Genomic DNA, 13960 nt, shown 5'->3' on the forward strand with positions numbered 1-13960 from the left:
ACAGATGAATCAGGCCGGACCCACGGGCAGGGTGCCCACGGGAAGAGCCGCACGTGAGCTGCTCGACAACGCCCAGGCACTCGCCGGTACGGCCCGCGCGGTGCTGGATGACCACCACGGTGCCGTGGGGGCCGCACACGCCGCGCTCGCACCCGTGCTGGACTCCCTCGTCGGCCTCGAACTGGCCTCCATCCCCGCCTCCCGGCTGGCGGACGTCACCGAGGGCCGGCTGCGGCTCGGCGCGCTGGAGCAGGCGGGGTACACGACGGTCGGCCGGGTCCACGGAGCCGGGCGTTACGAGCTCCGGCAGATCCCCGGGGTCGGCGCGCAGACCGCGGACCAGGCGCTGGCAGCCGCACGGCAGATCGCGCACGCGGTGCGGGACACCGTCGCCGTACGGATAGACATGGACGGTTCGGACGCGGCGACGGACGCGCTGCTCGTCGCCCTCCACCGGCTGGTGGAGGCGGGCCCCGACGTGCGCCGGGCGGTCGATGCCGCCCGGCGTCTGACCGCGGAGCTGGAACCCCTGCTCCTCACGGCGGCACCGGCCCGGAGCCGGCTGCGGATGCTGTTCTCGGGGCGGGCGGCGGGCGCCCGGGTCCCTGCCGCGGTCGCCTCCGTACGGGCGGTGGCACAGGACGCGGACTCGCGCGGGCTCCGGACCCTGTTCGGGCAGGTCTCCGTCGACCTGCTGCGCGGTCCCGCGTCGGAGGCGGAGGCCTGGGTCGATTTCGAGCTGCGCTCCGCCGAGTACTACAGCCTGCTCGCCGAGCTGTCCGGCAGCGGACCGGACCGGGACGCCGCCGAGGGGTTCCTGCCCGCCGGGATCGCGGACCGGGTGCGCGGGCTGCGGCTCGACGACACGTACCTGCGGGTGTCGTTGCGCGGCTACCAGTCCTTCGGCGCGCGCTTCGCGCTGGCCCAGAAGCGGGTGATCCTCGGGGACGAGATGGGGCTCGGCAAGACCGTGCAGGCCATCGCCGCGCTGGCCCATCTGGCGGCCGGGGGCGAGCGGCACTTCCTGGTGGTGTGCCCGGCAAGCGTCCTGATCAACTGGCGGCGGGAGATCACGGCCCGCTCCACGCTGCGGGCCGTGACGGTGCACGGCCCCGAGCGGCAGGAGGCGTTCGACGAGTGGCGCGACCGGGGCGGGGTCGCCCTGACCACCTTCGACGCGCTGTACACGCTGCCGGAGGGCCCTGGCTGTGGGGTCAGGCCCGGCATGGTGGTGGTGGACGAGGCCCACTTCGTGAAGAACCCGGGGACCCGGCGCTCCCGGGCCGTGAACGGCTGGACCGGGCACACCGAGAGGGTGCTGTTCCTGACCGGCACCCCGATGGAGAACCGGGTCGAGGAGTTCCGGAGTCTGGTGCGGCAGCTGCGGCCCGAGCTGGCACCCCTCGTCACCGCCACGCACGGCGTCGCCGGCTCGCACGCGTTCCGCAGGGCCGTCGCCCCCGCCTATCTGCGCCGGAACCAGGACGACGTGCTGGGTGAACTCCCGGCGCTGGTACGGGCCGACGAGTGGGAGGAGTTCTCGCCGGCCGACCTGGAGGCGTACCGCGAGGCGGTCGGTTCGGGGCACTTCATGCGGATGCGCCGCGCCGCGTACGCCCGCCCCGAGACCTCTGCGAAGCTGATCCGGCTGCGTGAACTGGTCGCGGAGGCCGAGGTCAACGGGCTCAAGGTCGTGGTGTTCTCGTACTTCCGCGAGGTGCTCCGGACCGTCCAGGAGGCCCTGGGCGACGGGGTGTTCGGCCCGGTCTCCGGACGGCTGCCCGCCGCCCGGAGGCAGGAGCTGGTGGACTCCTTCGGCGCGGTGGACGGTCACGCGGTGCTGCTGAGCCAGGTGCAGGCCGGCGGCGTCGGACTCAACATCCAGGCGGCGTCGGTGGTCATCCTGTGCGAGCCGCAGATCAAGCCGACGATGGAGCACCAGGCGGTGGCCAGGGCGCACCGCATGGGGCAGATACGAACCGTACGGGTCCACCGGCTCCTCGCGGCGGACAGTGTGGACCAGCGGCTGCTGGACATCCTGGCGCGCAAGGACCGGCTCTTCGACGCGTACGCACGGCGCAGCGATGTCGCCGAGGCGACGCCGGACGCCGTCGACGTGTCGGACGGGGCTCTCGCCCGGCGCATCGTCGAGGAGGAGCAGCAGCGGATGGCGGCCGGGGTCTGAGCCGGACGGGCCGGACTCAGTGCTCGTGCGCCTCCGCCGCGCCCGCGGCGTGGTGCGGCGGGTCGTAGCCCGGCACCGTGCCGTCCGCCTTGGCGACGAGCAGCAGGCCGGCCATCCCCATGTCGGAGTGGCTCTGGACGTGGCAGTGGTACATCCAGGCGCCGGCACCCACGTGTTCGCCCGCGATGATCTGGAAGCCGAAGGAGTCGGCGGGCCCGCAGATCTTGGTGTCGACCACGCGGCTGGGGTCGTCGGGTCCGGTGAGCAGCCCCGTCCGGTTGTCCGCCCAGCGGTGCCCGTGGATGTGGAACGTGTGGTAGTACTCGCCGTGCGTGATCATCACTACTTCGACCCGGTCGCCCACGGTGGCCTCGAAGTTCGGGCTCTCGTGGGCGGCCTTGTTGTTGATGGTCATGTCGTTGAAGACGATGGTGATCGTCTTGTCCGGCAGGACATCTCCCTTGCGGCGTACGACGAGTGGCCCGTACAGCCCCTTGCGGATGCCGCCCGTGCCGTGGTCGGTGCCGACGACGTGGTCGTGGTAGTGCCAGTAACCGGCGCTGCCCGCCTGCCAGGTGCCGTCCTTGCGGCGGCCGGGGGTGTGGGTGCGCCAGGTGTAGGTGCGGGTGCCGCCTGGTTCGACATGGCTGCGGTTCATCCGGGTGCCGTCGCTCGCGATGTCGTAGTCGACGCCGTGGACATGGAGGCTGGCGTCGACGTCCGTGGTGTTCTCGAACTCGATGTGCAGCGTGTCGCCCTCGGTGATCTCGATGAGCGGGCCGGGGACCGACGCCTTGCCCTTCTCGAAGCCGTATCCGAGCTGACCGTCCGCCAGTTTCTCCGCGTACAGCTTGAGATGGCGGACCGCTCCGCCGGCCGGGGCCGTCTTCGCCGGGTTCTCCGCGGAGGTGGCCTGCACGGCACCGAGTGACATCGATGTCACCCCGGTGGCCGCCGCCACTCCGCCGCCCACCAGCATCCGGCGGTTGAAGGTCCTTCGGTCCATGTCGAACTCCCCACTGCGAGAAGGAAACTGACGCGCTGCTCCCCTGGACGGCCCACACGGTAGCCGGGGGCCGTTGGTTTATCCACACTCAGGACAAAGTTCGTTCGATTGCTGCCATACCTATTGGCGAGCCACGAAAAGAGGTCTAGCTTCGTGCGCTGTCACAGTGACCACAGAGGTGCGGTGACGAGGAAGTGACCGGAGAAGTGACCAAGAGGGGTGGGTGACCACATGCAGCGCACACCACATCACAGGTCCAGATCGCGCCGCGGTATCGCGGCGGCCGTGGCAGCGGGTGCCCTGACCGCGTCCCTGCTCGGCGGCAACGCGGCCACCGCCAGCCCCTATCCGGATCCGGGGCTGAAGGAACGGATGGCGACAACGTTGTCCCTTCCCACGCCGCCCGGCGGGGCCAATGTCAAGGTCCTGGTGTTCCACGCCTCGGCGGGCGAGGAGTCGCCGACCGTGGACGCGGGCATCGCGGCCATCGAGAAGATCGGGCTCAGCGGCCCCGAGGCGGGGCGCTTCAAGACCGTCGCCACCGACGACGCCGGGGTCTTCACCAACGGCAAGAAGCTCGGCACGTTCAACGCGGTCGTCTTCCTGACCGGCGGCGGCGATGTGCTCGACCCGGAGCAGGAGGCGGGTCTGGAGGCCTACATGGAGGCCGGCGGCGGCTTCCTCGGCATCCATGACGCGGCACGCACCGAACCGTACTCCGACTGGTTCACCGGCCTGGTCGGCGCCCGCCCGGCGGCGGACAGCCCGAAGGACGTGCAGCGCGCCACGGTGGAGATCGGCGACCGGCAGCACCCGGCGACGAAGAACCTCCCGCTGGAGTGGAAGCACCCGGACAACTGGCTGAACTGGAAGGACAACCCGTCGGGCGACGTGCACACCGTGGCCCGCGTCCGGGAGCTCACCTACAGCCCGGGCAAGAGCGCCAACGGCTGGGACCACCCGGTCTCCTGGTGCCGTGACTACGACGGCGGCCGCTCCTTCTACACCGCCATGGGCGGTACGGCGGCGAGCTTCGCCGAGACCGACTTCCGCGACCACCTGCGCGGCGCGCTGGCCTGGACGAGCCGTCTGTCGCAGGCCGACTGCAAGGCCACCATCGACTCCAACTACACGGCCGAGCGGCTCACCCAGCCGAACCAGCCGGGCAAGAACGACCAGATCGGCGAGCCCCACGGCCTGGTGACCGCGAAGGACGGGCGGGTCTTCTACATCGGGCGCGGCGGCGCGGACAGCAGCGTGCCGGTGGTCACCGACTGGAACGACCCGAACGTCGGCAAGGGCGAGGGCGAGATCCACGTCTACGACCCGGCGACGAAGAAGGTCACCCTGGCCGGCAAGCTGAGCGTCTTCGGCAACAAGGGCGGCGGCGACGAGCTGGTCAAGGTGGAGGAGGGTCTGCTCGGGATCGAGCTGGACCCGGACTTCGCCACCAACGGCTGGGTCTACCTGCACTACACCCCGCACGCGAAGATCGACCGCGACAAGCAGATGGCGGTGCGGCAGGTCTCGCGCTTCACCTTCGACCACGCCACGAACAAGCTGGACCTGGCCTCCGAGAAGGTGCTCCTGTCCTGGCCGGTCCAGATCCACAGCTGCTGCCACGCGGGCGGCGGGATGGCCTGGGACTCGAAGCAGAACCTGTACATCGCCACCGGTGACAACAACTCGTCGGGCTTCAGCGACGGTTACTCCGGCAACAACCCGCAGCCGAACTACAAGGGCGTGTCGTTCGCCGACGCCCGCCGCACCGCGGGCAACACCAACAACCTCAACGGGAAGATCCTGCGGATCCACCCCGAGGACGACGGCACCTACACCCTGCCCGCGGGCAACCTCTTCACCGGCAAGGAGCCGGACGAGGGCGGCGGCAAGACGCGCGGCGAGATCTATGTGATGGGCGTGCGCAACCCGGCCCGCATCTCCATCGACAAGTCGACCGACACGCTGTACGCGGGCTGGGTCGGCCCGGACGCGGGCGCGCCCAGCACCACCTGGGGCCCCGCGAAGTACGACACGTTCGCGGCGATCACCAAGGCCGGCAACCACGGCTGGCCGTACTGCATGGGCAACAAGCAGCCCTACCGGGACCGCAACCTCCCCGACCCGGCCAAGCCGCTGGGCTGGTACGACTGCGACGCGCCGAAGAACGAGTCGCCGAACAACGACGGCCTGGTCAAGCTGCCGCCGGTGACCGGCAACACCATCTGGTACTCGCCCCAGGGCGGCGGCGTCGACTACCCGCGCGACGAGAACGGCATCCCGAGCTACAAGGTCGAGGAGCAGAAGGAGCTCCTGCCCTGGCTCAAGGGCGGCGGCCAGGCCACGATGAACGGCCCGGTCTACCGCTACGACGCGGCGAGCACCAGCGAGGCCAAGTGGCCCTCGTACTGGGACGGGAAGTGGTTCGTCGGTGACTTCTACGACGACACCCAGCCGCGGCACGCCGTGCTGACCGACCCGAAGACGGTCGGCAAGGGCGGCCTGCCCACCCACGCCGAGTCCCTGAAGAAGATCATCCCGGTCGGCGCGGACGGTATCCGCAACCTCATGGACTGGAAGTTCGCCCCGGACGGCTCGCTCTACGTCCTGGACTACGGGCGGGGCTTCTTCACCTCCGACTCCAAGTCCGCGCTGTGGCGCGTGACGTACAAGGGCGGCGGTCCGACCCCGGCCGCCGCAGACCTGGCCAGGAAGGCGGCAGCGCAGTGAGACACCCTTCACTCCTCGCGCGAGGGCGGTACGGGCCCGCCCGGTGGTGGCTCGCCCTGCTCGGTTCGTTCCTGATGGTCCTCGGACTGGCGTCGACGGCGGCGTACGGACGCGACGACGACCGGGCGGCGGCAGCGGCCGACCAGGTCCTCAACTGGACCGCCGGCGACCCCATCGACCACTATCTGACGGCGCCCAGGACCGCGGTGGCCGGCGCCGCGACCATCGTCTTCGAGAACAGCGCGGCCACGGGTAACACGACGAGCATGCCGCACACGCTGACCTTCAGCGTGTCGGACCCCGAGTTCAACAACGACGTGGCCGTCAACATCCTGGCCAACCCCGGTGACAGCGAGGGCGGCAAGCACAGCGTCGAGGTCACCCTCACGCCGGGCCGGTACTTCTACCACTGCACGATCCCCGGTCACGGCTCGATGCAGGGCATCCTCACGGTGACCGAGGACGGTGGCGGCGGTGAGGACACCACCGCTCCCGAGACCTCGGCCACGGTGGACGGCGACAAGAACGCCGACGGCGCGTACATCGGCCAGGCCACCGTCACCGTGGCGGCGACCGACGCAGGATCGGGCGTCGACACCGTCGAGTACGCGACGGGGGCCGACGGCGCCTGGCAGCCGTACACCGCACCCGTCGTGGTGAACGAGGTGGGCGAGCACACCGTTCGCTACCGCGCCACCGACAAGTCGGGCAACGCGGCGGAGGAGAAGTCCGTCGACTTCGCGGTCGCCGCGCCGCCGACGGACGACAAGACACCGCCGGAGACCTCGGCGACCGTATCGGGTGAGAAGGACGACGCGGGCGCCTACCTCGGGATGGCCACGGTCACCGTGACCGCGTCCGACACCGGGTCGGGCGTCAACACCATCGAGTACGCGCTCGGGGCGGACGGCGCCTGGCAGCCGTACACCGCGCCCGTGATGGTGCACGAGGCCGGGGCCCACACGGTCCGCTACCGCGCCACGGACAGGTCGGGCAACGCGGCGGAGGAGAAGGCGGTCGACTTCACCGTCGTGGAGCCGCCGTCGCAGGACAAGACACCGCCGGAGACCTCCGTGGTGGTGACGGGCGACAAGAACTCGGACGGCGCGTTCATCACGAGCGCCGAGGCCACGGTCAAGGCGACCGACGCGGACTCGGGCGTGGACAAGGTCGAGTACTCCCTCGACGGCGGGCCGTACCTCGCGTACTCCTCCCCCGTCATCGTCGACCGTGTCGGCTACCACACGCTCGCCCACCGGGCGACGGACAAGGCGGGCAACACCTCCGAGGCGAAGCGGAGTTCCTTCACCGTCGCGCAGAGCGGCGGTGTCCCGGCACCGAACTGCCCCGAGTTCGACGAACGGCTGACCGTCATCGTCGGCACGGTCGACACCGGTGTTCCCAACCGGCTGACCGGCAACCGCTGCACGATCAACGAGCTGATCGAGGACGAGAAGGACTGGTCCTCGCACGCCCTGTTCCTCAAGCACGTCGACAAGGTCCTGGACAAGCTGCTCGCCGACGGGGTCGTCGACGCCCGTGAGCAGAAGAAGATCTACAAGGCGGCCAAGCAGTCCGGCATCGGCAAGCCGGGCCAGGACGAGGGCTACCGCAAGCTCTTCGACGGCACCGCCGGCTCCCTCGCCAAGTGGCAGCAGGTCGGCGGCGGACAGTTCGGGCTGAACGAGGAGGAGGGCTCGATCACCAGCTCCACCACGGTGGACGGCATGGGGATGCTGTGGTTCCCGTCCCGGCAGTACGGGGACTTCTCGCTGAAGCTCCAGTGGCGGGACGACGCCCCGGAGGCCGGCAACGCCAACGGCGGGGTCTTCGTCCGCTTCCCGAACGTCCACGACCACCCGGAGGAGTCGAGTCCGGAGTGGGTCGCCATCAAGTACGGCCATGAGATCCAGGTCAACGACCGGCCGGACGGCGACATGTACAAGACCGGATCCGTCTACGGGTTCGACCGGGTCGGCCTCGGCGGCGCCGGGGTCACGCCCAAGGGCACCTGGAACGACTACGAGATCCGGGTGGTGGACCAGCACTACCAGGTCTACCGCAACGGTGTCCTGCTCAACGAGTTCGACAACGACGGCGGCCAGCTCTTCGAGCCGCCGCGGGGCGACGACCCGGGCACCGACGGCCGGCGGTACGCCTCCGGTTACATCGGGCTCCAGGTCCACAGCACCTCGGACGTGATCTCGTACCGCGACATCCGTATCAAGGAGTTGTAGGGAGGGGCGCGCTCAGACGGCGGCCGTGGCCGCATGCTCCGGCATGCGGTCACGGCCTCCTGGGTGCCGGTGGCGCCACACCCAGAAGACCGTGCAGGAGACCAGCGACCAGCCTGCCAGCACCAGGAACGGGAAGGCGTACTGGTGGCCCTGGTAGTAGACCGCCGTGTGCTGGGCGTTGACCGACGCCCCGGGCGGCAGCCAGCGCCCGATGTGCCCGAGCACCGAGGGCAGCAGCGGCCAGGACACCGCGCCGCCGGACGACGGATTGCCCAGCAGCACCATGAGTCCCCAGGTGGGGAGCATCGCCCAGCGCCCCATGATGGTGTTGAACATGGTGAAGACCATGCCCGACGTGAACATCGTGAACGCCAGGATCAGCCAGGACTCCACGAACGGCAGGTCCAGCGCGCCGATCAGCCAGTCCACCACCGCGGCGATCGAGAAGCCGCCCAGCAGGGCGTAGGCGACCGTGAAGACGATCCGCTCGAACGGATTGAGCGCTCTGGCGTGCACGCTGAGCTGGATGGCTCCGACGAATCCGACGATGACGGCGGCCAGGGAGATGTAGAAGAGCGCCAGCCCGCGCGGGTCCCCCTTCTGGAGCGGCTTGACGTCCGTGATCGTGACCGGGACCCCGGTTTCCTTCGCGACCTTCGCCCCGGTCTCCGCGAGCAGCTGGGCGACCGTGGCCCCGGCGGCCCCGGCGATGTCCATGGCCACCCGCTGCCCGTCCGGCCGCAGGGTCACGAAGACCTTCTGCTCCTCCATGGCCTGGCGCGCCGCGGCCCGGGTGGCGTACGGGCGCAGCTGGAGGGAGGCGTCGAGGGCCTTCTCCATCCCCGCGATGAACTCCTTCCCGCCCTCGGCCTGGACGCCGCCGACCACCGCCGCGGGGATGTGGCGCGGTGTCGGATCGGCCATCGTCCAGGTGTACGAACCGGCGAAGAGCCCGGCCGCGGCGGCGAGGATGAAGAGCAGTACGAAGGCGGGGACGTACGGGGACTCCTTGTACGACGCCCACTTCTCGGCCCGGGTCGGCGGCCTGCCGTGCTCGCCGTGCGGAGGATGCCCGGGCCGCTCGTCCGTACTCATGCGCCGGCGTCGTCGGTGTCGTGCCGGGCGCGGCTGGGCTGCACCCGCTTCGGCTCGCCGGGCATCTTCGGGTACTCGGGCGGATAGGGCAGGTCGCCGAGCTCGTGCTCGTGCTCGTCCCGTCGCGCCAGCTCCAGCACCTGGTCGAGGCGGAAGGCGTGGTCGTCCATGTCGGCGTGCAGGTCGCCCACCTCGGCGTACCGGACGGGCATGGTGCGCAGGTCGAAGTCGCGGGGTTCGGCGTCGTCGATCTCCTCCCAGCGCAGGGGCGCGGAGACCGGGGCGTGCGGGAAGGGGCGTACGGAGTAGGCGGAGGCGATGGTGCGGTCGCGGGCCGTCTGGTTGTAGTCGACGAAGATCCGCTCGCCCCGCTCCTCCTTCCACCACGCCGTGGTCACCCGGTCCGGCATCCTGCGCTCCAGCTCCCGTCCCACCGCGATGGCGGAGCGTCTGACCTGGGTGAACGTCCACTCCGGGACGAGGGGGACGAAGACGTGGATGCCGCGCCCGCCGGAGGTCTTGGGCCAGCCGCGCAGTCCGTGGTCGTCGAGGACCGCGCGCAGTTCGTGGGCGGCCCTCACCGCGTCGGCGTAATCGGTGCCGGGCTGCGGGTCGAGGTCGATGCGGAGTTCGTCGGGGTGGTCGGTGTCCGCCCTGCGCACGGGCCAGGGGTGGAAGGTCAGGGTGCCGAGGTTGGCCGCCCAGAGGACGGCGCCCAGTTCGGTGGGGCACATCTCGTCGGCGTGCCGGCCGCTGGGGAACTCGATCCGGGCGGTGGGGGTCCAGTCGGGGAGGTTCTTCGGTGCCCGCTTCTGGTAGAAGAACTCGCCCTCGACCCCGTCGACGAAGCGCTGGAGGGTGGTCGGCCGCTCGCGCAGGGCGCGGAGGATCCCGGGACCCACGGCCTGGAAATAGTCGGCCACGTCCTTCTTGGTGTAGCCCTTCTCCGGGAAGTACACCTTGTCCGGATTGGACAGCCGTACGGCCCGTCCGTCCACGTCCAGCTCCACCGCTGCTCCTGCTCCCATGTCGGACACCGTAGGCCGGGCCCACATATGCCGCATATCGGAGGACGTGCTCCGTGCGGTGCGTGAGAATCGGGGCCATGGACCTGCCGGTGATGCCTCCTGTGAAGCCGATGCTCGCCAAGTCCGTGTCCACGATTCCCCCCGGTATGCAGTACGAGGCGAAGTGGGACGGCTTCCGGGCGATCGTGCACCGGGACGGCGACGAGGTGGTGATCGGCAGCCGGACGGGGAAGCCCCTCACCCGCTACTTCCCCGAGGTGGTGACCGCCGTACGGGAGAACCTGCCGCCGCGGTGCGTGATCGACGGCGAGATCGTCCTGCCGTACGAGGGGCGGCTCGACTTCGACCGGCTGAGCGAGCGCATCCATCCGGCCGATTCCCGGGTGCGGATGCTGGCGGAACAGATCCCGGCGAGCTTTGTCGCGTTCGACATCCTCGCGCTGGACGACACGTCCCTGCTCGCCACCGCGCAGAGCGAACGGCGGACGGTCCTGGAGGAGGCCCTGGCGGGCGCCTCGCCGCCCGTCCATCTCGCCCCGTCCACCACGGACCCGGAACTCGCGCGGGAGTGGTTCGAGCGGTACGAGGGGGCGGGGCTCGACGGGGTGGTCGCCAAGCCGCTCGATCTGCCGTACCGGCCGGACGCACGGGTCATGTACAAGATCAAGCACGAGCGGACCGCGGACTGCGTGGTGGCGGGCTACCGCTTCCACAAGAGCGGCCCGGTGGTCGGCTCGCTGCTGCTCGGTCTGTACGACGCCGGGGGCACCCTGCAGCACGTGGGGGTGTGCGCGGCCTTCTCGATGAAGCGGCGGGCGGAACTCCTGGAGGAGCTCGACCCGTTGCGCGTCGACCCCGCGGAACACCCGTGGGCGGCCTGGGGGGAGGCCGCGGCGCACGAGGGCTCACGGCTGCCGGGCGCGCCGAGCCGCTGGTCGGGCAAGAAGGACCTGTCCTGGGTGGCGCTCGCGCCGGAGCGGGTCTGCGAGGTGGCGTACGACCACATGGAGGGCGACCGGTTCCGCCACACCACGCAGTTCCGGCGGTGGCGGCCGGACCGCACCCCCACCGACTGCACCTACGCGCAGCTGGAGGAAGTGGTGCGGTACGACCTCTCCGAGGTGCTCGACGGCCGCTGACCCGTCAGGCGGATGGGGTGGGGCAGGGCTCGTCGGACGGGGTGTCCGTCGGAGCGGTGGGGTCGGTGTCCGCCGAGGGCGTCGGGCAGGGCGGTTCGGTGGTGGGGTCCGGGCCGGGTGTCGTGGTCGGATCCGTGGTGCCGGGGTCCGGGTCCGGTGTGGTGGTGGGGTCGGGGGTGGTCGTGGGGTCGGGCGAGCCGCTGTCCGTCGGATCGGGGCCGGGGGTCGGGTCCGTGGGGCTCGGGGAGCCGCCGGGGTCCGGGCTGCCGGAGTCCGTCGGGGTGGGCTTCGGCGAGGTGGAGGGGGACGGCGTGGCGCTGGGCTGCGGGCCGACGACGATGCCACCGCCCTTGCCGGGGTCGCTCGGGCTGCCGGGGCCGCCGACCGGGGCCTTGGGGGCGTGGGGGCTTCCCGCGCCAGGGCTCTTGGGGACCACGCCCTTGCCGTCGGCGACGGGGTGGACGCCCTTGCGGTAGAACTCCAGCCAGGACAGGACCGTACGCAGATAGGTGTCCGAGTGGTTGTAGCTGAGGACCGCCCTGTCCAGATCCGCCCGTACGGACAGGTCGCGGGTCCCGGCGCAGAGGTAGTGGCCCGCGGCGAGGGCCGAGTCACCGATGTTGTTCGGGTCGGCGCGTCCGTCGCCGTTGCCGTCCTTGCCCCAGTGCGCCCAGGTGGAGGGGATGAACTGCATCGGGCCGACGGCCCGGTCGTACCTGGTGTCGCCGTCGTGGACGCCGTTGTCGGTGTCCGGGATGTTCGCGAAGCCCGCTCCGTTCAGGACCGGTCCCAGGATCGGGGTGAGCGTGGTGCCGGCCGCGTCCACCCGGCCGCCCGACGCGTGGCCGGACTCCACCTTGCCGATGGCCGCGAGCAGCTGCCAGGGGAGGTGGCAGCCGGGGTCGGTCCTGCCGAGCGTCCGCTGCGCGTCGCGGTAGGCGGCGAGGACGGTGGCGGGGATTCCCGCCTCCGCCCAGGACTGCACCACGGCCGCCGGGGCGGGCTTCTTCCCGGTGCTCCTCGGCGGCTCCGGGGACCGCAGGGGCGGCAGCTCGGTGTGGTAGCTGTCGTCGTTCGGCACCTCGGTCCAGACGACCTCGTCCGATGCCACGCTCTTCATGTCACCGGCGGCGGTGCCGCCCGTGAGCCCCGGGGCCTGGGAGGCCGTCAGCGCTGCCATGGCGGCGACCGCGGTGGCAGTGCCGGTGAGTCCGCGGCGCATGGTTCCGTCGAACCTCATGTGTCCTGCCTCTCCTGGGTCAGCGCGTGAACGTGTCGATGGCCGCGATCCGCCAGGTGTCCCCGCGGCGGACGGCGTCCACGGCGAACATGGCGGCCGCGTACGTCGTCTCCTCCTCCTTGCCGGTCCGGGTGTTGCTCTGGTCGGCGAAGACCAGCAGCCTGGCGCGGTCGCCGTCGAGGAACTCGACGCCGCTCCCGGTGACGGTCGTGGTGAGGACGAGCTTCTGCTTCGGGGCCTGTGCGCGTACCTCGGCGAGCATGTCCTTGTGCTGCTGGACCGCCTTGCCGGTCAGGTACTTCCGGGCGGCGAGGTCGGATTTCCCGGGCGAGGCGTAGGTGAAGGAGAAGACCCCTCCGACGGCCTCGGTGATCTGCCCCTTGACCTCGCTGGTGCTGCCGATGTCGGTGAGCGCCGTGTTCTGCCGGCCCGGCTCGTCGCGGAGCGCGGCGGCGGAGGTGAACGACCAGGCGGCGAACGCGCCGAGGAGCAGCGTCGCGGCGCAGAGGACGGCGGGCAGCCGGATGCGCAGGCGGGGCAGACGTCTGCGCGGGGGCGCTTCGTCGGCGGGCTCGGGCTCGGTTCCGGTACTGGTCTCGGCCTCGGCCTCGGTGACCGCTTCGGGAGCCGGTTGCGGGCTCGCGGTCGTGCGCGGCGGCGCTGCCGTCGCGGCGACGGTGGCCAGCCGGCGGCGGCGGTTGACGAGGTGACGGGTCGTCGACATGTCGGTGGTCCTCTCGAAGGCGGGGCGGTCGGGCGGGGTCAGCCGGCGGTGTTGCCGACGGGTGCCTGGCCGAGGGCGCTGAGCTTCCATCCCCCGGAGGTACGGGTGAGCTGCCCCAGCATCCGGCTCTCCTTGACCGCGGGCTCGCCCTCGGGGGCGGTCACGGTGACCCGCAGCGCCACCATCACGCCCGCCTTCCCCGCCCGGTCGTCCAGCTCCGTCACCGCTCCGGACAGGACCTCGGCGGTACTGACCGTCTTCGCGGCCTCGATCTGCTTGACGAACGCGTCGCGCCCGTCGACGAGTTGCTTGTGCAGATCACCGGTGGTCGAGTCCTCCCAGCTGTCCAGTCCCTGGGCGAGCCGGGCGTGGTCGAGCGTGTTCATGTTCTGCACGGCCTGCTCCCCCGCCGCCAGGGCGTCGTCGCGGGCCTGGGCGTAGGCCGCCGATCCGTCGTGCGCGGCCTCGTAGCGCGACCAGCCTCCCCAGCCCGCGGCGACGGCGGCCGCGACCGTCAGCGCGACCGCTGCCGTCCGCAGCGGATCGGTCGTCATGGGTACCCGTGCCATCGGTGCT

General features: G+C 71.1%; 10 protein-coding genes. 4 read left to right on the plus strand and 6 right to left on the minus strand.

Annotation, left to right across the window (positions count from 1 at the left end):
* Positions 1-4: 4 nt before the first annotated feature.
* The gene (locus ACIRD8_RS32505; RefSeq protein WP_403999622.1) at positions 5-2185 is read left to right on the plus strand and encodes a DEAD/DEAH box helicase; all 2181 of its coding nucleotides are present in this window, start codon (positions 5-7) and stop codon (positions 2183-2185) included.
* Between the two features lie 16 nt (positions 2186-2201).
* Here ACIRD8_RS32505 and ACIRD8_RS32510 read toward each other — a convergent pair whose 3' ends face one another.
* Entirely contained in the window at positions 2202-3191 is a 990-nt protein-coding gene (locus ACIRD8_RS32510) for a multicopper oxidase domain-containing protein (RefSeq protein ID WP_403999625.1), read from the minus strand.
* Between the two features lie 285 nt (positions 3192-3476).
* On the opposite strand from ACIRD8_RS32510, the gene ACIRD8_RS32515 reads away from it, so the two are divergent.
* Together ACIRD8_RS32515 and ACIRD8_RS32520 are read left to right on the plus strand one after the other, a co-directional pair.
* A complete protein-coding gene (locus tag ACIRD8_RS32515) occupies positions 3477-5921 on the plus strand; it encodes a ThuA domain-containing protein (protein WP_403999628.1) in 2445 nt (814 codons plus the stop codon).
* Entirely contained in the window at positions 5918-8158 is a 2241-nt protein-coding gene (locus ACIRD8_RS32520) for an OmpL47-type beta-barrel domain-containing protein (protein ID WP_403999631.1), read from the plus strand. Before ACIRD8_RS32515 ends, ACIRD8_RS32520 begins: the two co-directional genes overlap by 4 nt.
* 12 nt (positions 8159-8170) lie before the next feature.
* Here the strand turns inward: ACIRD8_RS32520 and ACIRD8_RS32525 are convergent, their stop codons facing one another.
* Both ACIRD8_RS32525 and ligD read right to left on the minus strand, forming a co-directional pair.
* Complete coding sequence (locus ACIRD8_RS32525; RefSeq protein WP_403999634.1) at positions 8171-9253, minus strand: ABC transporter permease; 1083 nt, start codon at positions 9251-9253, stop codon at positions 8171-8173.
* Complete coding sequence (gene ligD / locus ACIRD8_RS32530) at positions 9250-10263, minus strand: non-homologous end-joining DNA ligase (RefSeq protein ID WP_403999792.1); 1014 nt, start codon at positions 10261-10263, stop codon at positions 9250-9252. Before ligD ends, ACIRD8_RS32525 begins: the two co-directional genes overlap by 4 nt.
* A 95-nt stretch (positions 10264-10358) precedes the next feature.
* Between ligD and ACIRD8_RS32535 the strand changes: the two genes are divergently transcribed.
* Positions 10359-11420, plus strand: a complete 1062-nt coding sequence (locus ACIRD8_RS32535) for an ATP-dependent DNA ligase (RefSeq protein WP_403999637.1) — start codon at positions 10359-10361, stop codon at positions 11418-11420.
* Between the two features lie 4 nt (positions 11421-11424).
* Here ACIRD8_RS32535 and ACIRD8_RS32540 read toward each other — a convergent pair whose 3' ends face one another.
* The 3 genes from ACIRD8_RS32540 to ACIRD8_RS32550 are packed head-to-tail and all read right to left on the minus strand — an operon-like array spanning position 11425 to position 13953.
* A complete protein-coding gene (locus tag ACIRD8_RS32540; protein ID WP_403999640.1) occupies positions 11425-12660 on the minus strand; it encodes a lytic murein transglycosylase in 1236 nt (411 codons plus the stop codon).
* A gap of 19 nt (positions 12661-12679) precedes the next feature.
* Positions 12680-13384, minus strand: a complete 705-nt coding sequence (locus ACIRD8_RS32545; protein ID WP_403999643.1) for a hypothetical protein — start codon at positions 13382-13384, stop codon at positions 12680-12682.
* 38 nt (positions 13385-13422) lie between these two features.
* Positions 13423-13953: a nuclear transport factor 2 family protein gene (locus ACIRD8_RS32550; protein WP_403999645.1), complete on the minus strand. Its 531-nt coding sequence runs from the start codon at positions 13951-13953 to the stop codon at positions 13423-13425.
* Between the last annotated feature and the right edge of the window lie 7 nt (positions 13954-13960).

It is taken from the genome of Streptomyces sp. NPDC102451, assembly GCF_044765485.1.
GTDB lineage: Bacteria > Actinomycetota > Actinomycetes > Streptomycetales > Streptomycetaceae > Streptomyces.